At 72.1% G+C, this 22026-nt stretch carries 19 protein-coding genes and 1 riboswitch; of the genes, 6 read left to right on the forward strand and 13 right to left on the reverse strand.

Annotated elements, in window-relative coordinates:
* Positions 1-241: 241 nt before the first annotated feature.
* Positions 242-415: a hypothetical protein gene (locus tag OG520_RS09730; protein ID WP_266427810.1), complete on the forward strand. Its 174-nt coding sequence runs from the start codon at positions 242-244 to the stop codon at positions 413-415.
* A gap of 69 nt (positions 416-484) precedes the next feature.
* On the opposite strand, the gene OG520_RS09735 is transcribed toward OG520_RS09730, so the two are convergent.
* From OG520_RS09735 to OG520_RS09745, 3 genes are all read right to left on the reverse strand, one after another.
* Positions 485-1663, reverse strand: coding sequence for an IS30 family transposase (locus OG520_RS09735; protein ID WP_406016452.1), 1179 nt, complete (start codon positions 1661-1663; stop codon positions 485-487).
* Positions 1664-1972: 309 nt separating this feature from the next.
* Positions 1973-2791 (reverse strand): inositol monophosphatase family protein, encoded by an 819-nt coding sequence (locus OG520_RS09740; RefSeq protein ID WP_266427807.1) that lies wholly within the window; start codon positions 2789-2791, stop codon positions 1973-1975.
* 36 nt (positions 2792-2827) lie between these two features.
* The gene (locus OG520_RS09745; protein ID WP_406012906.1) at positions 2828-3955 is read right to left on the reverse strand and encodes a ferrochelatase; all 1128 of its coding nucleotides are present in this window, start codon (positions 3953-3955) and stop codon (positions 2828-2830) included.
* A gap of 152 nt (positions 3956-4107) precedes the next feature.
* Between OG520_RS09745 and OG520_RS09750 the strand changes: the two genes are divergently transcribed.
* Together OG520_RS09750 and OG520_RS09755 are read left to right on the forward strand one after the other, a co-directional pair.
* Positions 4108-5355, forward strand: coding sequence for an MFS transporter (locus OG520_RS09750; RefSeq protein ID WP_406012907.1), 1248 nt, complete (start codon positions 4108-4110; stop codon positions 5353-5355).
* Positions 5312-6634: a D-arabinono-1,4-lactone oxidase gene (locus tag OG520_RS09755; protein WP_406012908.1), complete on the forward strand. Its 1323-nt coding sequence runs from the start codon at positions 5312-5314 to the stop codon at positions 6632-6634. The genes OG520_RS09750 and OG520_RS09755 overlap by 44 nt, the downstream gene beginning before the upstream one ends.
* A 51-nt stretch (positions 6635-6685) precedes the next feature.
* Here the strand turns inward: OG520_RS09755 and OG520_RS09760 are convergent, their stop codons facing one another.
* On the reverse strand, positions 6686-7717 hold the full coding sequence (locus tag OG520_RS09760; protein WP_406012909.1) for a hypothetical protein: 1032 nt from the start codon (positions 7715-7717) through the stop codon (positions 6686-6688).
* A gap of 497 nt (positions 7718-8214) precedes the next feature.
* Here OG520_RS09760 and sepH point away from each other — a divergent pair, with 497 nt between their 5' ends.
* Positions 8215-9282 (forward strand): septation protein SepH, encoded by a 1068-nt coding sequence (sepH, locus tag OG520_RS09765; RefSeq protein ID WP_266427795.1) that lies wholly within the window; start codon positions 8215-8217, stop codon positions 9280-9282.
* Positions 9283-9415: 133 nt separating this feature from the next.
* Here the strand turns inward: sepH and OG520_RS09770 are convergent, their stop codons facing one another.
* Positions 9416-10243, reverse strand: a complete 828-nt coding sequence (locus OG520_RS09770) for a sulfurtransferase (protein ID WP_399330468.1) — start codon at positions 10241-10243, stop codon at positions 9416-9418.
* A 233-nt stretch (positions 10244-10476) separates the two neighbouring features.
* Here OG520_RS09770 and OG520_RS09775 point away from each other — a divergent pair, with 233 nt between their 5' ends.
* The gene (locus tag OG520_RS09775; RefSeq protein ID WP_406012910.1) at positions 10477-11253 is read left to right on the forward strand and encodes a VOC family protein; all 777 of its coding nucleotides are present in this window, start codon (positions 10477-10479) and stop codon (positions 11251-11253) included.
* 21 nt (positions 11254-11274) lie between these two features.
* Here OG520_RS09775 and OG520_RS09780 read toward each other — a convergent pair whose 3' ends face one another.
* From OG520_RS09780 to OG520_RS09800, 5 genes are all read right to left on the reverse strand, one after another.
* A complete protein-coding gene (locus OG520_RS09780; RefSeq protein ID WP_399330464.1) occupies positions 11275-12147 on the reverse strand; it encodes a PaaX family transcriptional regulator C-terminal domain-containing protein in 873 nt (290 codons plus the stop codon).
* A gap of 44 nt (positions 12148-12191) precedes the next feature.
* Entirely contained in the window at positions 12192-12842 is a 651-nt protein-coding gene (locus tag OG520_RS09785) for a thymidine kinase (protein ID WP_266427783.1), read from the reverse strand.
* A gap of 53 nt (positions 12843-12895) precedes the next feature.
* Positions 12896-14083: an alkaline phosphatase family protein gene (locus OG520_RS09790; protein WP_406012911.1), complete on the reverse strand. Its 1188-nt coding sequence runs from the start codon at positions 14081-14083 to the stop codon at positions 12896-12898.
* Complete coding sequence (locus tag OG520_RS09795) at positions 14083-14679, reverse strand: DUF5998 family protein (protein WP_266427777.1); 597 nt, start codon at positions 14677-14679, stop codon at positions 14083-14085. Before OG520_RS09795 ends, OG520_RS09790 begins: the two co-directional genes overlap by 1 nt.
* Positions 14680-14786: 107 nt before the next feature.
* On the reverse strand, positions 14787-17690 hold the full coding sequence (locus OG520_RS09800; protein ID WP_406012912.1) for a GNAT family N-acetyltransferase: 2904 nt from the start codon (positions 17688-17690) through the stop codon (positions 14787-14789).
* 172 nt (positions 17691-17862) lie between these two features.
* Here OG520_RS09800 and OG520_RS09805 point away from each other — a divergent pair, with 172 nt between their 5' ends.
* Entirely contained in the window at positions 17863-18144 is a 282-nt protein-coding gene (locus OG520_RS09805) for an HPr family phosphocarrier protein (protein ID WP_399330458.1), read from the forward strand.
* Between the two features lie 163 nt (positions 18145-18307).
* On the opposite strand, the gene OG520_RS09810 is transcribed toward OG520_RS09805, so the two are convergent.
* From OG520_RS09810 to OG520_RS09820, 3 genes are all read right to left on the reverse strand, one after another.
* Entirely contained in the window at positions 18308-19021 is a 714-nt protein-coding gene (locus tag OG520_RS09810) for a GntR family transcriptional regulator (protein ID WP_406012913.1), read from the reverse strand.
* A 221-nt stretch (positions 19022-19242) separates the two neighbouring features.
* A complete protein-coding gene (locus OG520_RS09815) occupies positions 19243-20064 on the reverse strand; it encodes a M23 family metallopeptidase (RefSeq protein ID WP_406012914.1) in 822 nt (273 codons plus the stop codon).
* Between the two features lie 12 nt (positions 20065-20076).
* Positions 20077-20244, reverse strand: a riboswitch (cyclic di-AMP (ydaO/yuaA leader).
* 385 nt (positions 20245-20629) lie between these two features.
* The gene (locus OG520_RS09820; protein WP_385551048.1) at positions 20630-22012 is read right to left on the reverse strand and encodes a M16 family metallopeptidase; all 1383 of its coding nucleotides are present in this window, start codon (positions 22010-22012) and stop codon (positions 20630-20632) included.
* Positions 22013-22026 lie beyond the last annotated feature (14 nt).

A 22026-nucleotide genomic window follows, 5' to 3' on the forward strand; every position in this document is an offset into this window, starting at 1 on the left:
GTAAGACGATGCTGCCCGACCTGGGGCTCAGCGGAATTCACCGGATCTACCGGCCAGTTGAGGTTTCTCCGGTCCCCGGCCCGGGGAGGACGAATGCACACCCGAGATCGCGCCTTGAATGTGGCGTGCCACAGGCCACTCCGTCCCCGGAGAGCGCGTGATCACCCGCCCTACCGCCTCCGTGCGGAGGGAAACCCCGGGCACACCCCCGTGCCACCGACCCACGATGAGGGGGCGCATTATGGACGCTTTCACCGCAGGTCTGCTGCAGCGGATCAAGACCACCGAGTACGACCTCACGAGAGCTCGGGAGACGGGCGACGACTTCCTCGCGGATGTCGAGCAGAGCGAGCTGGAGGACCTTCACCGCCTCGCCGCCGAGCATGGCGTCGAGATCGGCGCCACCAGCGTCTGAGCACCTCGGCGAGAAGGGCCCCTGATGCCGTGACGGCGGATTCTCGGGGTCCTCGCAACACCTGATGGCCTATGCGGTCGTCAGTAGATCACGCAGGCGCTCGGCTGGGGTTCTCCAGCCGAGCGTTTTGCGTGGTCGGCCGTTGAGTTGCTGAGCGACGTGTTCGAGGTCTGCGGCGCTGTGCACGGACAGGTCGGTGCTCTTGGGGAAGTACTGCCGCAGCAGACCGTTGGTGTTCTCGTTCGATCCGCGCTGCCAGGGGGAGTGCGGATCGCAGAAGTAGACCGGTACTCCCGTGGCGACGGTGAACTGCTTGTGCGCGGCCATCTCGCAGCCCTGGTCCCAGGTCAGCGAGCCGCGCAGGTGCGCGGGCAGGGTCTGGATCAAGGGCACCAGCACGTCACGGACCTCCTCGGCGGTGTGTCCGCCGGGCAGATGCCCGAGCATGACGTAGCGGGTGGAACGCTCGACCAACGTCACGATCGCGCTCTCGCTGCGGGGGCCGACGATCAGATCGCCCTCCCAGTGGCCGGGCACCGCCCGGTCCTCGACCTCGGCAGGCCGCTCGGAGATCATCACCATCTCGTCGACGAACCGGCGAGTGCGCTGCTCCGGGCCACGGTGTGGCTTGCGGCGGGTGCGCCCGGTGCGCAGCGCGAGTGCGATCTCGCGCCGCAGCCCGCCACGGGCCTGGACATAGATCGCCTGGTAGACCGTCTCCGGACTCACCCGCATACCCTCGTCGTCGGGGAACTCCATGACCAGAGCGTGACAGATCTGCTCGGGTGACCACTGCTGCTGCAGTTTGCCCGCGACGTACTCGCGCAGCGGACCGTCGTGGGCGAGCTTGGACTGCTTGGGGCGTGCCCGGCTCTTCGCCCAGGCCCGCTGTGCCCGGTGGGGCTGATAGACGCCCTCGACGCAACGGGCATCGATCTCACGTTTGACGGTGGATGCCGGCCGGCCCAGTGCCCGTCCGATCGCCCGCAGTGAGCGGCCCTCACGACGCATGTCGGCGATCAACTCCCGCTCGGCCACCGTCAGGAACCGTGGGTGCAGCTCGGCTTCGACTGCCGCAAGAGAGGGCGCCGACGTGACGGCGACGGTGCTGGTCATGCCCGTTGTGTAGTCGATCCTTCGCCCATCGGGGTGCAGGCGCGCGTTGCCGATCTTCCGGATCCCGCGGTCCCAGTCCTTGGCTGTGCGCTCGTGGACCCCGACCTGCGCCGCGGCATCCCGTCGTCGCACCCCCGACGCGCGAAGCCGGTCGTACTCCGCCCGCCCCGGATGCCCACTGGTGCCCGTCTTCCCACGACCACGGACGCCGGCCTTCCGCGCCCAGCCCGCCGCCGTGTGTCGGCTCACCCCAACCGCCCGAGCAGCACCCGAGACACTCCCGTTCTCCCGGTCCAGCGCCTCGAAGAACCGCGCCTTCAACTCCTCAAAATCCACGATCCCCGCAACTCCCTGAAATCCAGGGTGTTGCGGGGATCGCTAGAACCCGCCGGGTTCGGTGTCAGGGGCCTTCCCGTGTCCCGGGCGGAGCCGGCCGGCTTCCTAGTCGTGCCAGGCGCCGAACTCCTCCAGGAGGGCCTGCAGAGGCTCGAAGACGCCCGGCGTCGCGGCGACGGTCAGGTCTCCGTCGGCGGGGAGTCCGGGACGCCCGCCGGTGTGCGCGCCCGCCTCGCGGGCGATGAGGTCGCCGGCCGCGAGGTCCCAGGGGTGGAGCCCCCGCTCGTAATAGCCGTCGAGGCGGCCCGAGGCCACATCGCAGAGGTCCACGGCGGCGGAACCGCTGCGCCGGATGTCACGAAGGCGCGGGATCAGCTTCTGAGCCACGTCCGCCTGGTGCGTACGGACATCGCTGACGTAGTTGAAACCGGTCGAGACGAGCGCCTGGTCGAGCGGCGGCGCGGGCCGGCAACGCAGCGCGGCACCCTCGCCGTACGCGCCGCCCCTGGCGTACGCACCACCGCCGAGCACCGCCCGGTAGGTCTCGCGGCGCATCGGGGCCTCCACCACGCCCACGACCCGCACGCCGTCCCGTTCGGCGGCGATGGAGACGGCCCAGGTGGGCAGTCCGTACAGGTAGTTCACGGTGCCGTCGAGCGGGTCGATGACCCAGCGGATACCGCTGCTGCCCTCGGCACTGGCCCCTTCCTCGCCGAGGAAGCCGTCCTGCGGGCGGCGTTCGCTCAGGAAGCCGGTGATCAGCTTCTCGGCGGCGATGTCCATCTCGGTGACGACATCGATCGGGCTGGACTTGGTCGCGGCCACGCCCAGATCGGCCGGGCGGCCGTCACGGAGCAGCGCGCCCGCGCGGCCGGCGGCCTCCAGGGCGAGGTCGAGCAGTTCGGACAGGTTCGGGTCGGTCACGGCTCTCCAGGGGTCTTCGGGGGTACGGCGGGACTCCTACGCGTACGGGCTGTCGGCACCCGCGGCGGCGGGCTTGGGGGCCCGTGCCGGGCAGCAGCCGACCGGACAGAGGTCGTGGCCCGGTCCGAGCGCGCCCAGCGCGCACCGCTCCCCGCCCTGTCCCCGCTCGGTGGCGGCACGCTCCAGCACCAGTTCGCGCACGGCCGCGGCGAACCGCGGGTCGGCGCCCACGGTCGCCGACCGGCGCACCGGCAGCCCCAGCTCGGCGGCCTTCGCGGTGGCCTCGGTGTCGAGGTCGTACAGGACTTCCATGTGGTCCGAGACGAATCCGATGGGGGCCATCACCACGGCGGGCACGCCGTCCGCGTGCAGCGCCTCCAGGTGGTCGCAGATGTCGGGCTCCAGCCAGGGGATGTGCGGGGCGCCGCTGCGCGACTGGTAGACGAGCTGCCAGGGGTACTCGACGCCGGTCTCCTCGCGCACCGCGTCGACGATCAGCCGTGCGACGTCGAGGTGCTCGGCGACATAGGCGCCGCCGTCGCCGTGCGCCTCCGCGGGACCGGAGGTGTCGGCGGCCGAGGTGGGGATGGAGTGCGTGGTGAAGGCGAGGTGCGCCCCGGCCCGTACGTCTTCGGGGAGGTCGGCCAGGGCGGCCAGGACGCCGTCCACCATGGGCCTCACGAACCCGGGATGGTTGAAGTAGTGCCGGAGCTTGTCCACCCGGGGCACCGGCAGCCCCTCCGCCTCCAGGGCGGCCAGGGACTCGGCGAGGTTCTCCCGGTACTGCCGGCAGCCCGAGTAGGAGGCGTAGGCGCTGGTGGCGAGGACGGCGATGCGGCGGTGCCCGTCGGCGGTCATCCCGCGCAGGGTGTCGGTGAGGTACGGCGCCCAGTTGCGGTTGCCCCAGTACACCGGCAGGTCCAGTCCGTGCTCGGCGAAGTCCTTGCGCAGGGCGTCCAGCAGGGCTCGGTTCTGGGCGTTGATCGGGCTGACGCCGCCGAACAGGAAGTAGTGCTTGCCGACCTCCTTCAGCCGCTCCTCGGGGATGCCTCGGCCACGGGTCACGTTCGCCAGGAACGGGACCACGTCGTCCGGGCCTTCGGGGCCGCCGAAGGAGAGCAGCAGCAGGGCGTCGTAGGGAGCGGGATCGCGCAGATCGGACATGACACCGATCCTGCCACCCTCCTCGGACAGCCCTCCCACCGACATCTGCCCCGGGCCCACCCCACTGTCGGACCGATCGCCCCGACCGTAAGCTGTATCGGTTACCTTCACGTATGACAGGCGTGTGCGATCACGCTGTTCCGGAGCCCTCCTTGCCCAGTCCCTACCGCGCGATATTCGCCGCCCCCGGCACCAAGGGGTTCTCGGCGGCCGGATTCCTCGGCCGGATGCCGCTGTCCATGATGGGCATCGGCGTGGTGACCATGATTTCCCAGCTCACCGGCCGTTACGGACTCGCCGGCGCGCTCTCCGCGACGCTGGCGATGTCGGCGGCGGTGCTCGGGCCGCTGATCTCCAGGCTCGTCGACCGGCACGGGCAGCGCCGCGTCCTGCGTCCCGCCACCCTCGTCGCGCTGGCCGCGGTGGCCGGACTCCTGATCTGCGCGCAGCAGCGACTGTCCGACTGGACGCTCTTCGTCTTCGCGGCGGGCGCCGGATGCGTCCCCAGCGTGGGTTCGATGATCCGGGCCCGCTGGGCGGAGATCTACCGCGGTTCGCCGCGCGAGCTGCACACCGCGTACTCGTGGGAATCGATCGTCGACGAGGTGTGCTTCATCTTCGGGCCGATCATCTCGATCGGTCTGTCCACCGCCTGGTTCCCGGAGGCGGGACCGCTCCTGGCCGCCGGGTTCCTGCTGGTCGGTGTCCTCTGGCTGACCGCGCAGCGGGCCACCGAGCCGGTTCCGCATCCGCGCCGGCAGCACACCGGCGGCTCCGCGCTGCGCTCCCGGGGTCTCCAGGTGCTCGTGGTGACGTTCGTGGCCACCGGTGCGATCTTCGGGTCCGTCGACGTGGTGACGGTGGCCTTCGCCGAGGAGCGCGGCCACAAGGCCGCGGCGAGCCTGGTGCTGGCCGTGTACGCGCTGGGGTCCTGCCTGGCCGGCGCGGTCTTCGGCCTGCTCCACCTCAGGGGGAAGCCATCCACCCGGTGGCTGGTGGGCGTGTGCGCGATGGCCGTGAGTATGATCCCCCTCCAACTGGCCGGGAACCTGCCGTTCCTGGCCGTGGCGCTCTTTGTCGCGGGTCTCGCCATCGCACCGACGATGGTCACCACCATGGCCCTCGTCGAACAGCACGTACCGCGCACCGAACTGACCGAGGGCATGACCTGGACCAGCACCGGGCTCGCCGTCGGGGTGGCGCTCGGCTCCTCGGCCGCCGGCTGGGTGGTCGACGCGTCGGGGGCCGAGGCGGGGTACGCGGTACCCGTCGTGGCGGGAGCGCTCGCGGCCGCGGTGGCGTTCCTGGGGTATCGCCGGCTCAGCGGGCCGGTTCCTGAGAAAGGGCGCGCGGAAGATGACCGACACCGACGCACGGACGACGACGAACGCGTGGCGTAACTGGGCGGGGAATGTCAGCGCCCGCCCGGTACGGGCCGTGTCCCCCGCCTCCGTGCCGGAGCTCGCCGAGGTGCTGCGCCGGGCGTCCGAGGACGGCCTGCGGGTGAAGCCGGTCGGCACCGGGCACTCCTTCACCGCGACGGCGGCCACCGACGGCGTGCTGATCCGCCCGGACCTGCTCACCGGCATCCGGAACATCGACCGCGAGGCGATGACGGTGACCGTCGAGGCCGGCACCCCGCTGAAGCGGCTGAACACCGCCCTGGCCCGCGAGGGCCTCTCGCTCACCAACATGGGCGACATCATGGAGCAGACGGTCGCGGGCGCCACCTCGACCGGCACCCATGGCACCGGCCGTGACTCGGCGTCCATATCCGCGCAGATCCGCGCCCTCGAACTGGTCACCGCCGACGGCACGGTGCTGACGTGCTCGGAGAAGGAGAACGCCGACATCTTCGCCGTCGCCCGGATCGGGCTCGGCGCGCTGGGTGTCATCACGGCGATCACCTTTGCCGTGGAGCCGGTCTTCCTGCTGACGGCACGCGAGGAGCCGATGACCTTCGACCGGGTCACGGGCGACTTCGACGAGCTGGTCGCCGAGAACGAGCACTTCGAGTTCTACTGGTTCCCGCACACCGGCAACTGCAACACCAAGCGCAACAACCGCAGCGCGGGCCCCGCCGCCCCGCCCGGAAAGGTCAGCGGCTGGATCGAGGACGAACTCCTCTCCAACGGGATCTTCCAGGTGGCCTGTTCGCTCGGCCGGGCGGTCCCCGCCACCATTCCGTCGATCGCCAAGCTCTCCAGCCGCGCCCTGTCGGCCCGTACGTACACCGACATCCCGTACAAGGTCTTCACCAGCCCGCGCCGGGTCCGCTTCGTGGAGATGGAGTACGCGCTGCCGCGCGAGGCCGCCGTGGAGGCACTGCGCGAGGTGAAGGCGATGGTCGAGCGTTCGCCGCTGCGGGTCAGCTTCCCGGTGGAGGTCCGTACCGCCCCCGCGGACGACATCGCGCTCTCCACGGCCTCGGGCCGCGAGAGCGCGTACATCGCCGTCCATCTCTACAAGGGCACGCCCTACCAGGCGTACTTCACGGCGGTCGAGCGCATCATGACCGCCCACGGCGGGCGCCCGCACTGGGGCAAGGTCAACACCCGCGATGCCGAGTACCTCGCCGGGGTGTACCCGCGCTTCGGCGAGTTCACCGCCGTACGCGACCGGCTGGACCCGGACCGGCTCTTCGGCAACGACTACCTGCGCCGGGTCCTGGGCGAGTAGGGCTTCCCGGCCCGCTACGGCCCCCCGCGCGCCCCGGGCGCGCGGGGCTGTTCACTGACCGGTGTCCGTGCCGGCGGTGGCGCCGTCGCCCTGTGCCGGGGCCGCGCCCCCGCCCGCGGGGTCCGTGCCGGTGGTGGCGCCGTCGCCGGGCGCCGACGGGGAGGGAGTGGCCGCCGGGGACGGGCTCGTACGGTCACCGGTGTTGCCGGACTGCGTGGGACCGGGCGTCGGATCGGCCGCGGAGCCGTCGCCCTGACCGGCGTCCGGGTTCTGGCTCCGGCCGCCCTGCGGGTCCGTACCGGGCGTCGTGCCGCTCTCCTGGCCAGGCGTCCGCTCCTGGCCGGGGTCGGTGCCCGTCGACGGCGCCGGATCGTCCGACCCGGAACTCCGCTCCCCGCCGCGCACGACGGAGCCGACGGTCGTGCCCTGGCCACCGCTCAGGTCGTTGCCGGAGATCAGCTCGTACGTGGTAATTCCGGCCATCGTGAGGGCGAAGACCACGGCCGCCCCGAGCGCCGACCGCTTCCAGCCGCGGATCCGGGTGCCGTGCGTGGTCGCGTCGGAGAACTCCTCGTCCGGGTCCGGGCGCCCCGTGGTGAGCAGCTGGGTCGCGTCCAGGGGCCGCAGCATCCGCGTACGGTCCGGATCGTCCGCCGCGTCACTCGGCGCGGTCGCGGCGTCCGCCCTGCGCAGCACGGTCGTGGCGTCCACGGCGGGCATCATCGTGGTGGCGTCCGTGGCTCCGTCGGGAGTTCCGGCCGGCGGCCGTCGCGTCCCCTTCGCCGCACGCGCACCGCTCGTCTCACGCGTATGCACGGTCACCTCACGGTCCTGGTGCTTCACCTGGACCGTGACCTCGCGGATCTGCTCCCCCGTACGCCGGAAGAAGTGCTGGAAGACCGAACCGCCGCAGGTGGCGACGACGCTCATCACTCCGGCGCCGAGGATCGTTCCGTACACACCCAGCTGGGAGGCCGCCACCGCTGCCGCGACCGCCGCCACGGCACTGCCCGCCACCTGCGGCAGGCTCAGATCGATACGCCTTTCCTTGGGTTCTATGTCACTTTCCGGCTTCTGCACCATTTCCAGCCCTTGATTGACATCTCTCCCACCATGCAACAGGAAGGGACATTTGAGCGAAGTGATTAGTTCCGCTTCCGGGGATTCTGTGAAGCAGGACACGCGCGAGGGGCGCACCACCCAGGGCCGGGCGACTCAACTCCCGCACCTCACGAGAACTTCGGCGGCGCGGTGGTCCACCCTCGTGGCCCGAATGGAGTACTGTGGCGAGCCCTGGGGCCGGACTCCCGAGCGGGTGTCCGGGATCTTCGGGAGGGGGCCGAAGGAGGCACTCGATCCGGCGGCGCCACGGCATCGCACGGGGACTGGCTACATGAGGTGACCAACGGTCACTTTCTGTTGCAGAATAGGTCACCGTGTCATACCGGCGATCAAGGGCTCACGCCCGACACGCCGGGCAACACGGCAATGTTGTGGCAGGCTGCACCCGGGCAGGCCACACTCGACTAGCGGAAGCAGCGACGCACGTGACGTCGGCAGGCACCACCCGGGAGGTCCCCATGCCCGAACTGCGTGTCGTGGCCGTCTCCAACGACGGCACACGACTGGTGCTCAAGGCTGCGGACAGCACGGAGTACACGCTTCCCATCGACGAGCGGCTGCGAGCCGCCGTGCGCAACGACCGCGCGCGGCTCGGCCAGATCGAGATCGAGGTGGAGAGCCACCTCCGCCCCCGCGACATCCAGGCACGGATACGAGCCGGTGCCTCCGCGGAGGAGGTCGCCCAGTTCGCCGGGATCCCCGTCGACCGTGTCCGCCGCTTCGAGGGCCCCGTGCTCGCGGAGCGCGCCTTCATGGCCGAGCGGGCCCGGAAGACTCCCGTGCGCCGTCCCGGCGAGAACACCGGCCCCCAGCTCGGCGAGGCGGTGCAGGAGCGGCTGCTGCTGCGCGGCGCCGACAAGGAGACCGTCCAGTGGGATTCCTGGCGCCGGGACGACGGCACCTGGGAGGTCCTGCTGGTCTACCGCGTCGCGGGCGAGCCGCACTCGGCGAGCTGGACGTACGACCCGCCGCGCCGGCTGGTCCAGGCCGTGGACGACGAGGCGCGTTCGCTGATCGGCGAGACCGACGATGTCGCCGCGCCCGAGCCGAGCTTCCCGTTCGTGCCCCGGATCGCCCGGCTGCCGCGCGACCGGCCGCTGGACCGCGCCCTGGACCGCCAGATGGAGCGGCCCACGGCCCCGCCGCCCCCGCCCGAGCCCGAGGAGCACATCGCGTCCGTCTCGGCCGGTGAGCGCGACTCACTGACCAGCCTGCTGGAGGCGGTGCCGAGTTTCCGCGGCGACATGGTGGTGCCGGAGCGGCCGGCTCCGCCCGAGCCGCCCGCGATCGAGCCCGCCGCGCAGGAGCCGGGGGCCGACGAACCGCCGGCCGCGGCAGCCTCCGCGGGCGCCGGTTCCGCCTATGCGGATGTGCTGATGCCGCGGGCGGTGGCCGGTCATCGCGACCGGCTGACCGGTACGACGGACCGCCAGGCCGAGGCGGACGGCGTCCGGCCGGGCCGCCGGGCCGCCGTACCGACCTGGGACGAGATCGTCTTCGGCACACGCCGCAAGAAACAGGACTGAGCGGGGTGACCACGGCATGACGAGGGCCCGTACGCCACTGCGTGCGGGCCCTCGTGCCGTGCGCGCCCGCCGCGCCTCGCGCTTACGGGGCCGGGGGCCGCGATGCCGGTCGGTGCGGTCGGCGCGCGTTCCGTTACTGGGGCTCGGGCCCCGTGGCGACCGGGCGGGACTCGTCGCCGGACCACTCGGACCAGGAGCCCGCGTACAGCGCCGCGGGGATGCCGGCGACGGCCAGGGCCAGCACCTCATGGGCGCCGGAGACCCCGGAGCCGCAGTAGACGCCGATCTCAGCCGCCCGGTCGGCGCCGAGCCCCCTGAAGCGCTCCGCCAGCACCTCCGCGGCCAGGAACCGGCCGTCGTCACCCGTGTTCTCGGAGGTCGGGGCCGAGACGGCGCCCGGGATGTGGCCGCCCACCCGGTCGATCGGCTCCACATCGCCCCGGTAGCGCTCGGCGGCACGGGCATCGAGCAGCAGACCCGAGCGGGCCAGCGCCGCCGCCCCGTCCGCGTCCAGCAGAGCCAGCGCACCGGGAACGGGCCGGAAGTCGCCCTCGGCCGGGGCCGGGGCCTCCTTCTGGAGTTCACCCCGCCAGGCGGCGAGACCACCGTCCAGGACCCGGACGTCCGGGTGCCCCGTCCAGCGCAGCAGCCACCAGGCGCGCGCGGCCGCCCAGCCCAGGCCACCGTCGTACACGACCACCGGGGTTTCCCGGGAGACGCCGGCCCGGCGCATCACCGCCCCGAACACCTCCGGATCGGGCAGTGGGTGACGGCCGCCGCTGCCTGCCGGACCTGCGAGTTCCGCGTCCAGATCGACAAATACCGCACCAGGAATGTGCCCGGTCTCGTAGTCGGGTCGCCCGTGCGGGCCACCCAGTTGCCAACGTACGTCGAGGAGCACCGGCGGACGTGGCCCCGCCGACTCGCTCGCGTATTCGGATGCGGTGATGATGGGCTTCATGGGTGCCATCCTCGCGCAGGAGCCACCCCACCCGTAACACCGTCGCAACGGACATACCACACTAAACCGGTCTCCCATGGTCGAGATCCCGGAAAGTGCGGCGCGGCCGGAGCACTTCGTGCGCCGGGTGGTGCAAACATCTGCACGGGGCGTACACATCCCGTACCGCATGGCGGCACGCCGGCCCCGTTCCCCCCGTACGGCCACCCCGATGGTCCGAGGAGAGAGTGACGATGACCGAGGCTGCCGCCCCGCGTACGCCCGGAACACCTTGCTGGGTGAGTCTGATCGTGCACGGCCTGAGCGCGACCCAGGACTTCTATGCCGACCTGTTCGGCTGGGAATTCGTGCCGGGTCCGGACCAGCTGGGTCCGTACGTCCGGGCGCTGATCGACGGGAAAGTGGTGGCGGGCATCGGACAGCTGCCGCCCGACCGGCACCTGCCGGTCGCCTGGACGACCTATCTGGCCACCGACGACGCGGATCTCACGGCGGAGACCATCCGGTCCTGCGGCGGCACGGTCGCCGTGGGGCCGCTCGACGCGGGCGAGGCGGGCCGGCTCGCCCTCGCCTCCGACCCCAGCGGTGCGGTCTTCGGGGTCTGGCAGGCCGCCGCGCATGTCGGCACGGCGCTCGCCGGGGCTCCCGGCACACCGGTCTGGAACGAGCTGGTGACCCGCGAGACCGCGACGGTCTGCAAGTTCTACCAGACGGTTTTCGGCTACGAGGCGGAGGCGGTCGTCTCGGCCGACTTCGACTACCAGACCCTGCATCTGGCGGGCCGCCCGGTGGCCTCGCTGCACGGCGTCGGCCACGCCCTGCCGCGCGACCGCGGTCCGCACTGGATGACGTACTTCGAGGTCGCCGACACCGACGAGGCGGCCCGGCGCGTGGTGGAGCTCGGCGGTTACATCCTGCAGCCGCCCCGGGAGGGGGCGAGCGGCCGGGTGGCGACCGTGGCGGACCCGGAGGGCGCGGTGTTCACGATCGTCCGGTCGGACCCTCGCTGAGCGGCCCGGCAGCGGCGAACGTCAGCGTGCCCGGACCCGTTCGACATGCCGGTGGGCGGGGCCGGCCAGCCGGGCATGCATCTCGTCGAAGAGCTCGGAGGCGTGCGTTCCGCTCCATTCGCCGGGCAACAGTTCACGCGCGACACCGGGATCGAGGTAGACGAGCCGGCGCCAGTCGGTGAGGACCCCGATGTACGCCGTGAACGCCTGGCGGTCCGTCACCGCGGTGCCGTTCGCGATCCGCTCGGCCACCGGACGGTGCGCTGCGAGGAATTCGACGTACAGCCGCTGGAGCCGGGCGGTGTCCCACCAGGAGCGGACCTTCGCGGCGAGTTCGTCTCCGTCGCCCCCGCCGGCCGACAGGTAGTCGGCCCGGAAGAGGTCGGCGTACGAGCGCAGTCCGTGCCTGGCCAGCATGGACTCCGCCTCGTCGTGCACATGCCCCGGAGCGATCCACACCCCGGCCGACACGGAACCGAAGCCGAGCCGGGTGAGCTGGGTGCGCAGGGTGTGCCGCTTGGCGCGTTCGGACTCGGGCACCGAGAAGACGACCAGCACCCAGCCCTCGTCCACGGTGGCCCGCCGGGCCGCGAAGATGCGCGGATCGCCGTCGCGCAGTATCCGCTCGGTCTCGGGTGAGATCCGGTATCCCGCCGCTCCGGACACCGACTGGGCCTCCAGCAGTCCGGCCCGCTTCAGCCGCGACACGCAGGAGCGGACGGTCGGTGCCTCGACGTCGAGGTCGGCGAGCAGCTGGATCAGCGCGGCCACCGACATCCAGCCGTCGGTGTCGCGTGCGTACAGCCCGTAGACGGTCACGATCAGCTGTCTGGGCTGCACCTTGCCCAGCGGGCCCGGTCCGGACCCGGTCTCTTCCCCGCTCACCGTGTTCACAGCGTCATCCTAAGCAGCCTCGCGAGGGCGCCGACGGGGCGGGTTCAGACGGAGGTGACGGGCAGCACGTCCGGCGACAGCGCGCCCGCACGGGCGCTCGCGCTGGTCGTCCTGCGCTGGTGGTGGCGCCGGCACAGCACCTCGTAACCGACCTCGCCCGCCTGCTGGTTGACGTCTCCCACGACCACCTGGGCGCCCTCGACGACCATCTCGCCGCCGACCGTCCGGGCGTTGTGCGTGGCCCGTGCGCCGCACCAGCAGAGCGCTTCGACCTGGAGCGTCTCGACCCGGTCGGCGAGCTCGATCAGCCGCTGGGATCCGGGGAACAGCTTGGTCCGGAAGTCGGTGGTGATGCCGAACGCGAAGACATCCATGTCGAGGTCGTCGACGATGCGTGCGAGCTGGTCGATCTGGACGGGAGCCAGGAACTGCGCCTCGTCCACGATCACGTAGTCCGCCCGGCCGCCCCGGCTTATCCGGTCGACGAGATGGGCGTACAGATCCATGCCCTCATCGGCTTCGACGGCCTCGGTGACCAGTCCCAGACGCGAGGAGAGCTTGCCCTCCCCCGCCCGGTCGTCACGGGTGAAGATCACGCCTTGCAGGCCGCGTGCCGAACGGTTGTGGCCGATCTGCAGCGCCAGCGTGCTCTTTCCGCAGTCCATCGTTCCGGAGAAGAACACAAGCTCGGGCATGAGGAACTGAGCACCTTTCGGGCGGGGAAGCGACTGTTGGCGGAAAAACGCGGTTACGAGCGTACTTCGAGGAGCGGGACGAGCTGCTCGACGGGGGTCATCGAGCCGTGCATGCCGACCATCGCGGACTCGTGCGGCTCATTGACGGAGGCGGTGATCACCACGTCGTCGTGGGCCGCCGCGACGACGTCGCCGATCCTGCCGTGCACGCGTTCGTCGATCTTCGGGCCGAACCAGCCGGCCGTGATCGCCTCGTCCCTGCTCGCCACCCAGAACTGCTCGCCGAGCACTTCCTGCCAGACGGTCAGCACGTCGTTCTCGGCTCCCGGGACGGCGTACACATGGCGGGCCCGGCCCTCGCCGCCGAGCAGGGCGACGCCCGCGCGCAGCTCCCAGTCCTCGTCGAAGTCGATCCGGGACTGCTCGTCGAACGGGATGTCGATCATGCCGTGGTCGGCGGTGATGTACAGCGCCGAGCGGGGCGGGAGCTGTTCGGCCAGGCGCCGTGCCAGTCCGTCCACGTACATCAGCTGTCCGCGCCAGGCGTCGGAGTCCACACCGAAGCGATGCCCCTTGCCGTCGACCTCGCTGTAGTACGTGTAGACGAGCGACCGGTCACCCGCGGCGAGCCGTTCGGCGGCGGTGTCCATCCGCTCCTCGCCGGACAGCCGGCCCAGGAACGAGCCGCCGCTGAGCGCGACCTTGGTGAGCGGGGTCTGCTCGAAGGCGGGGGCGGAGACCTGGGCGGTACGCACGCCCGCCGCGTCGGCGAGCTGGAAGACGGTGGGGTACGGCTGCCAGACCTTCGGGGAGGTCCAGGGCTTCCAGCGGAGCTGGTTCATCAGCTCGCCGGTCTCCGGATTGCGTGCCATGTAGCCGGGCAGGCCGTGCTCCCCGGGCGGAAGCCCCGTCCCCACGGAGGCCAGCGAGGTGGCCGTGGTGGCCGGGAAGCCCGCCGTTATCGGACGGCCGGTGCCGCCGCGCGAGGTGGGGAGCAGGGAGTGCAGAAACGGTGCCTCGTCGGGGTGGGCCTTGATCTGCTCCCAGCCGAGGCCGTCGATCAGGAACACGCAGTTCCGGTCGGCGGGGGTGAGTTCGGGGATCGCCGCGGTGAAGCCCGGCACGCCCTGTCCGGCGACGAGCGTGGGCAGCAGGTCGGCGAGCGATCCGCTGCCGTACTCCGGGACCGGGGCGCTGTCGACGGCGAGCAGATCGGGCTCCTGCCAGGCCGGCTGAACCATCAGCGGCCGGTCGCCGCGGTCGCGGCCGTGGCCTCGGAGAGCGCCTGGGCGAAGGCGAGGGTCTGGCGCACGGTGTCCGGGCCGTCGCCGGCCTCACTGACCCGCAGGCTCAGGTCGTCGGCGGTGGAGTTGCCGGTGTAGCCGTGGTCGGCCTCGCAGTTGGGGTCGCCGCAGGCGGCCGGCTCCAGGTCGATCCGGGAGACCGCGCCCCAGCCGATGGTGAGGACGACCTCGCGGGGCAGCGTGCCCGGCACGTACTTCTCGGGGTTGGCCACGACACGGCTGACCACGACCGACGAGATCCGGTCGAGCTTGACCGACTCCGTGGAGGTGGTGGCGTACGGGGTCGGGGAGCTGGTGTCGGCGTTCTGCTCGTCGGTGTGGCTGACGATGAAACGGTTGTCCGTCAGGACCAGGACCGTGACGTGGCGGCGCACCTCGTTGGAGTCGAACGTGGTCTCCTGGTGCACCAGGTACGAAGCGACCGGCTCACCGCCCACGGCGGCCTCCACCGCCTCGGCCACGAGGGCCGGGTAGTAGCCACTGCGCTCGATCGCCGCGCGCAGCCCCTGGGTCGTCGTACCGGTCTTAGCCATGAGGACCATCCTACGGGGGGCGGATGACTGCCGGGGACGTTGCGCGGCAGGGCGGACCGGGACCCTCGGGCGGGACGGCGTCCGGGCCGGGGCGGACACCGCCGGGGTCAGTAGTTGGGGAGGCGGCGGGGGCCGAGATCGGTGCGGGCCGGGGGCGGCGAGAGGCGGACGCTCGCGCCGAGGACGGTCAGCCCCTGGGTGGCGACCACGACCGGTTCCAGGGCGATGGAGACCACCTCGGGGTGGTCGTCGACCAGCCGGGAGACCCGTAGCAGCAGCTCTTCGAGCGACGCGGTGTCCACGGGCGCCGCGCCGCGCCAGCCGAACAGCACCGGGGCCGCCCGGATGGACCGGATCAGCTCGGCGGCGTCGCGGTCGGTGGCCGGAACCAGGCGGTGGGCGGTGTCGCCGAGGAGTTCGGAGGGCGCGCCCGCGAGCCCGAAGGAGAGGACGGCGCCCGCCGCCGGGTCGATCGAGGCCCGTACGACGGTGTCGACGCCGCGCGGCGCCATGGCCTGGACGACGGGCTGGAGTTCGGCGGGCTTGCCGAGCAGGCCGGTCAGCTCGCCGTACGCCCGGCGCAGCGCGGTCTCGTTGGCGAGGTCCAGCCGGACACCGCCGAGATCGGCCCGGTGGCGCAGATGCGGCGCGGTGGTCTTGAGCGCCACGGGGTAGCCGAGCGACTGCGCCGCGGCGACGGCGGCGTCCGGGTCGGGCGCCGGGAGCGTCGGCCGTACGGTGATGCCGTAGCGGCCCAGGAGTTCGCGGGCCTCCTCGTGTGCGAGCGGCCGGCCCCGCGGGTCGGGGTCGGGGCCGAGGAGGGTGTCGATGAGCTCGGCGGCGCCCGGCTCGTCGATGGTGTCGTCGAGGAACTCGGGCACCTTGCCGGGCACGGCGGCCTGGCGTCGCCACTGCGCGTACCGCACCGCCTCGGCCAGGGCCCGCACCGCCCGTTCGGCGGCGGGATAGGCGGGGATCCGGCCGATGCGGGTGCCCGGGGCGCCATCGCCCGCGAGGGGGGCTGCGGATGCCGGGGAGGCGGGCGCCGGGCCGGGGTCGGCCGGATTGGCGGCTCCGGTGCGTGCGGGGGGCGCGGCCGGGGCCGAGGAAGGCTGCGCCGAGGGGCGCGGCTGCGCGACCGTGCTGGTGGCCGCGGCGAGGGCCTCCGCCAGCCCGCCGATCTCGACGTGCACGACGGCCACCGGCTTGGCCGGACCTGCGGCAGCGGCCGTGTGGAGCGCGGCCGCGAGCACTTCTCCGTCGCCCGCCTCCGCCTCGCCGTCCTCGCCCACCCACGGGATCGCCGTCACGACCACCGAGTCGCAGCCGTCGTCGGCGAGGGCCTCGGCCAGGGCGTTCCTGAAGTCCTGCGGGGTGGCGGCGGTGGTGAGGTCGAGGGGCGGGCGCGGGCGCAGCCCCTCGGCGAGGCAGGCGTCGTACGTGAGGAGGCCGAGCGATTCGGAGTTGCCGAGGATCGCGACCCGGGGGCCGGCCGGCAGCGGCTGATCGGCGAGGAGGAGACCCGCGTCGACCATCTCCGTCACCGTGTCGACCCGGATCACGCCCGCCTGCCGCATGAGCGCCGAGACCGTCGCGTCCGGGATCCGGCTGATCGGCACCGCGTGGCCGGGCGGAGTGGAGCCGCTGTGCCGGGCGCCCTTCACCACGACCACGGGCTTCACCGCCGCGGTGCGCCGCGCGAGGCGGGTGAACTTGCGGGGGTTGCCGAGCGATTCGAGGTACAGCAGGGCGACATCGGTGTCGGGGTCCTCGTACCAGTACTGGAGGAAGTCGTTGCCCGAGATGTCGGCGCGGTTGCCCGCGGAGATGAAGGTGGACAGGCCCGCGCCGCGCCGGTAGAGCCCGGAGAGCAGCGCGATGCCGATCGCTCCGGACTGGGTGAAGAGGCCGATGCGCCCGGGGGCGGGCGGCTCGGGGGCGAGCGAGGCGTTCAGCCGAACCGTTTCCGCGTTGTTGATGAGGCCGAAGGCGTTCGGGCCGATGATCCGCATTCCGTACGAGCGGGCCTGACGGACCAGTTCACGCTGCCGTTCCCGGCCCTCGGCGCCCCATTCGGCGTATCCGGCGGAGAGGACGACCAGACCCTGGACGCCGTGCTCGCCGCAGTCCGCGACGGCTTCCGGAACCCGGTCGGCGGGGACGGCGACGACCGCGAGGTCGACCGGTTCGCCGATCTCGCCGATCGAGCGGTGGGCGGGGACGCCGTCGACCGTGGCCCGGTCGGCGGCGAAGGCGCGGTTCACGGCGTACGTACGTCCGGTGAAGCCGGCCCCGAGGAGGTTGCGCAGGACCGTGCGGCCGACACCGCCGGGGGTCCGGCCGACACCGATGACGGCGACGGAGCCGGGGGCCAGCAGACGTTGCACGGACCGCGCCTCCGCCCGCTGCTCACGGCCGCGCTGGACGGCGAGGGACTCGGCGGTCGGTTCGAGGTCCAGGGTGAGATGGACGGAGCCGTCCTCGAAGCTGCGCTGCTGGGTGTATCCGGCATCCCGGAACACCTTGATCATCTTGTTGTTGGCGGGCAGCACCTCGGCGGCGAAGCGGCGGATGCCGCGCTCGCGGGCGACGGCCGCGATGTGTTCGAGGAGCGCCGAGGCGACGCCCCGGCCCTGGTGCGCGTCCTGGACGAGGAAGGCGACCTCGGCCTCGTCGGCGGGTGCGGAGGCGGGCCTGCCGCGCTCGTCGATCCGGTCGTAGCGGACGGTCGCGATGAACTCGCCGCCGACCGTGACGGCGAGACCCACCCGGTCGACGTAGTCGTGATGGGTGAAGCGGTGCACATCCCGGTCGGACAGCCGGGGGTACGGGGTGAAGAACCGGTAGTACTTCGACTCGTCGGAGACCTGCTCGTAGAAGCTGACCAGCCGTTCGGCGTCGTCCGTGGTGATGGGCCGGATGCGCGCGGTGCCTCCGTCGCGGAGCACCACGTCCGCTTCCCAGTGGTCGGGATAGGCGTGATGCGGACTCTGCTCCGGCGCGGGCTGCATGGGCAAAGACTACGGCTCCGCCAGCGGTCGCGTAGGTCTCGGGGCCGGGGCAGTCTGAGAGGGCCGATCGGCGGTTCACCAGGCGTTGTGGGCGTTCCCCGGGTCGGCCGGAGCACTGCGCACCGCGTGAGAGACTGGTCTAGACAACTGTTGATTCGTGAAGGGCAGAACCATGGCTGAGCGCCGCGTCAACGTCGGTTGGGCCGAGGGCCTGCACGCCCGCCCCGCTTCCATCTTCGTCCGCGCCGCCACGGCTTCCGGCGTCCCCGTGACGATCTCCAAGGCCGACGGCAACCCGGTGAACGCGGCCTCCATGCTCGCGGTCCTCGGCCTCGGCGCGCAGGGTGGCGAGGAGATCGTGCTCGCCTCCGAGGCCGCCGACTCCGAAGCCGCCCTGGACCGTCTTGCGAAGCTGGTCACCGAGGGGCTCGAGGAGCTCCCGGAGACCGTCTGAAACAATTTCCCCGAGAGAGCCGCGGCACCCTGAACCGGAGCCGTGGCTCTTTCGTTTTCCCGGAACGGGCCGCCCGGGGGAGCACACGGAATTCCGGCACGCCAATTTCAGGCAGGACGGAATGGCCTCGCGAAATCACACCTCTTTGTATACGGCGTAATTGTTAATGCCGGACACCTGCGGTGTTTACGGAATGTTGCGAGGTCCTCACGCGCCCGGTGCGGGGAGCGGCGGGCCGTCGGCCCGGCCGGTCGGTCCGGCGCAGCCGGTGCGCGGCGGCGGCCCGTTCCGCGTGATGGGCGGCCAGCGCCCTGGCCCGCTCCGCGTCGCCGCGCGCCACCGCGTCCACGATGGCACCGTGCTCGGCCCAGGAATCCACCGGCCCGGCCGGCTGCTCGACCGCGTACATCCAGGCGATCTTGTGTCGCAGCTGGGTGAGCAGCGCGATCAGGCCGGGGCTGCCGGAAGCCTGCGCCAGCGTCTCGTGGAACCAGCCGCCCAGCGAGCGCAGATCCCCGCTCTCGCCCCGCCTGGCCCGGTCCTGGCCGAGCCGCACGAGACCGCGCAGCACCTTGAGGTGCGCCTCGGTGCGGCGTTGCGCGGCACGTGCGGCGCCCAGCGGCTCCAGCAGCATCCGGACTTCCAACAGGTCGGCCGCCTCCAGCTCGGTGGGCTCGGCGACGCAGGCACCCGCGTGCCGGCGGGTGACCACGAAGCCCTCGGACTCCAGGGTGCGCAGCGCTTCCCGTACCGGAACGCGAGAGACCCCGTAACGGCGTGCCAGCAACTCCTCCGTGAGACGGCTGCCGCGTTCGAAGACACCGGAGACGATCTCGTCACGGATTGCCGTACATACCGAATGCGCCGGAATGCGCATGTCCGAACCTCCGCCTCAATCCCCGCGAAACGCGGCCGGTCGACGCCTGTTCTGCGACTCTATTGCAATGCGGCCGCATTTCCGACGCCGGGCAGAAATTCATGAATATCTTTTGGCCACGGGGCGGTTCGACGGGCGGTCGCCGTCCGCGGGCAGACGGCGGGCATGCCGAAGGCCCCGGCATGCGGGGCCTTCGACGAGGTGCTGCGGTGGGGCGCCGGTCAGACGCCGACGCCGTGGGCGCGCAGATACGCGACCGGGTCCATGTCGGAGCCGTACGACGGCGTCGTCCGGGCCTCGAAGTGGAGGTGCGGTCCGGTGGAGTTGCCGGTCGAGCCGGAGAGCCCGATCTGCTGGCCCGCGCCGACGCTCTGGCCGACGGAGACGCCGATCGAGGAGAGGTGGCCGTACTGCGTGTACGTGCCGTCCGTCATCCGGAGCACGATGTTGTTGCCGTACGCGCCGCCCCAGCCGGCCTCGACGACCGTACCGGCACCGACGGCGACGACGGAGCTGCCGGACGCGGCGTGGAAGTCGATGCCCGAGTGGCTGCCGGAGGACCAGAGCGAGCCGCTGGACTTGTAACCGGTGGTGACGTACGAACCGGCGACCGGGAGCTGGAAGGAGCCCAGCCGGGTGCGCTCGGCGGACCGGGCGGCGCGCGCCTTCTCGGCACGGGCCTCGGCGGCGCGCTTCGCGTCGGCCTTGGCCTTCGCCTCGGCCTTCTTCTTGGCCTCGGCCTTCCGCTGGGCCTCGGCCTTCCGCTGGGCCTCCGCCTTCGCCTTCGCCGCGACGTCGGCCTGGTGCTGCTGCGCGTCGGCCTGGGCGTCGATCCGGCCGGCGAGGGTCTTCTCGATGGCGATGACCTGGTTGAGGCCGGTGTCGCTCGCGGAGAGGGCCTCGGAGTCGGCGGCGAGGGCCGGAGCGGCCATGCCGCCGATGACGCCGGTGGTGGCCAGAGCCGCGACGCCGACGACCTTCGCGCTCCTGCGCGTCAGTCGGCTCGGGGCACGGTGCTTCCCGGTGGCACGGGTGAACGCCATGAAGTGGCTGATCCTTTCCTTCCTTCTCGCCTACCGGGTTAGCTGACGGGTTCGGAGCAGGAAGGTCTCCTACGGACGCCCCGGCCCCATCGAGGCTCAGGCTTCCGATTCACCCCAGGGACTACGTGGGTCCCCGGCTCCCCAGGCTCGCGCCTGACGGGGACTCGGCGATGACTGTCCGGTACGTCGCGGATGCGGCATACGAGTGACGGACAGTCGAGCCGACGCTAAGCGGGGTCGCTTTCATTCACCAAACGGACAGGACGTTTTGTAGCGCATCCCACAGGGCAGACAGGCAACCTCTCCACCAGAACGGACAAAAGGGAAGACTCCGGCGAGAACTTGCTCGCCGGGGTCTTCCCTCTGTCTCGATATGTGGCGATATACCGGATAGCCGGACTGGCCGTCCGACAGGGCGGCCACGGCGGGGCGGCCGACCAGGCAGGACGGCCACGGCGGGGCAGCCGATCCGGCAGCCGGTGCCCGCCGGGTCGGCCGTCAGCCGGGTCGGCCGTCAGCCGGGTCGGCCGTCAGCCGGGTCGGCCGTCAGCCGGGCGGGCGATCGTCAGCCGGTGACCACCGACACTTCTCCGATGCCCAGAGCCCGGACGGGCTCCTCGATCCGTGCCGCGTCGCCGACGAGGATCGTGACCAGCCGGTCACCCGGGAAGGCGTTGACGACCGCCGCGGTCGCCTCGACCGTGCCGGTCTCCGCGAGCCGGGCATACAGCTGCGCCTGGTAGTCGTCGGGGAGGTGCTGCTCCACCTGGTCGGCGAGGGTACCCGCGACGGAGGCCGCCGTCTCGAACTTCAGGGGTGCGACACCCACGAGGTTCTGCACGGCCGTTTCGCGCTCCTCGTCGGTCAGGCCCTCGGCCGCCAGCGTCCGCAGGACCGTCCACAGGTCCTTGAGCGCCGGTTCGGTGGACTCCGTGTCCACCGAGCCGCTGATGGCCAGCATCGCGGCGCCGGTCGCGCCCGAGGCGGAGTCCGGGGCCGACGACCGCAGCACCTGGGCGAAGGCCCGTACGCCGTACGTGTAGCCCTTCTCCTCGCGCAGCACACGGTCGAGACGGGAAGTGAGCGTGCCACCCAGGCAGTACGTACCGAGCACCTGGGCCGGCCACACGCTGTCGTGCCGGTCGGCGCCGATCCGGCCGATCAGCAGCTGCGTCTGCACCGCGCCCGGACGGTCGACGATCACCACCCGCCCGGTGTCGTCGGCGGTGATCGGCGGGGCGGGACGGGGCTCGGCGGCCTCTCCCGACCAGTCGCCGAGGGTGTCGGCGAGCAGGGCGTCCAGGTCGATGCCGGTGAGGTCGCCCACGACCACGGCGGTCGCCGCGGACGGCCGGACGTGGGCGTCGAAGAAGGCACGCACGGCCGCCGAGTCGATCCGCTCCACCGTCTCCTCGGTGCCCTGGCGCGGGCGCGACATGCGCGCCGCGGCCGGGAAGAGCTCCTTGGAGAGCTGCTTGGCGGCGCGCCGGGCCGGGTTGGCCTGCTCGTGCGGGATCTCGTCGAGCCGGTTGCGTACCAGCCGCTCGATCTCGCTGTCGGCGAAGGCGGGCGCCCGCAGCGCCTCGGCGACCAGCGCGAGCGCCTTGGCCAGCCGGGAGGCCGGGACCTCCAGGGAGACCCGGAGGCCGGGGTGGTCGGCGTGCGCGTCGAGGGTGGCGCCGCAGCGCTCCAGCTCGGCGGCGAACTCCTCCGCGGTGTGCTTGTCGGTGCCCTCCGACAGCGCCCGCGACATGATCGTGGCCACACCGTCGAGGCCCTCGGGCTCGGCGTCCAGCGGGGCGTCGAGGAAGATCTCGACCGCCACGACCTGCTGACCGGGGCGGTGGCAGCGCAGCACCGTGAGGCCGTTGGGCAGGGCGCCGCGCTCCGGCGCGGGGAAGGCCCAGGGGCGGGCGACGCCGGGGGCCGGCTGCGGGTGGTACTGCATCGAAACTCCAGTCG

Source organism: Streptomyces sp. NBC_00984 (assembly GCF_045162475.1).
In the GTDB taxonomy this organism is placed as follows: Bacteria; Actinomycetota; Actinomycetes; order Streptomycetales; family Streptomycetaceae; genus Streptomyces.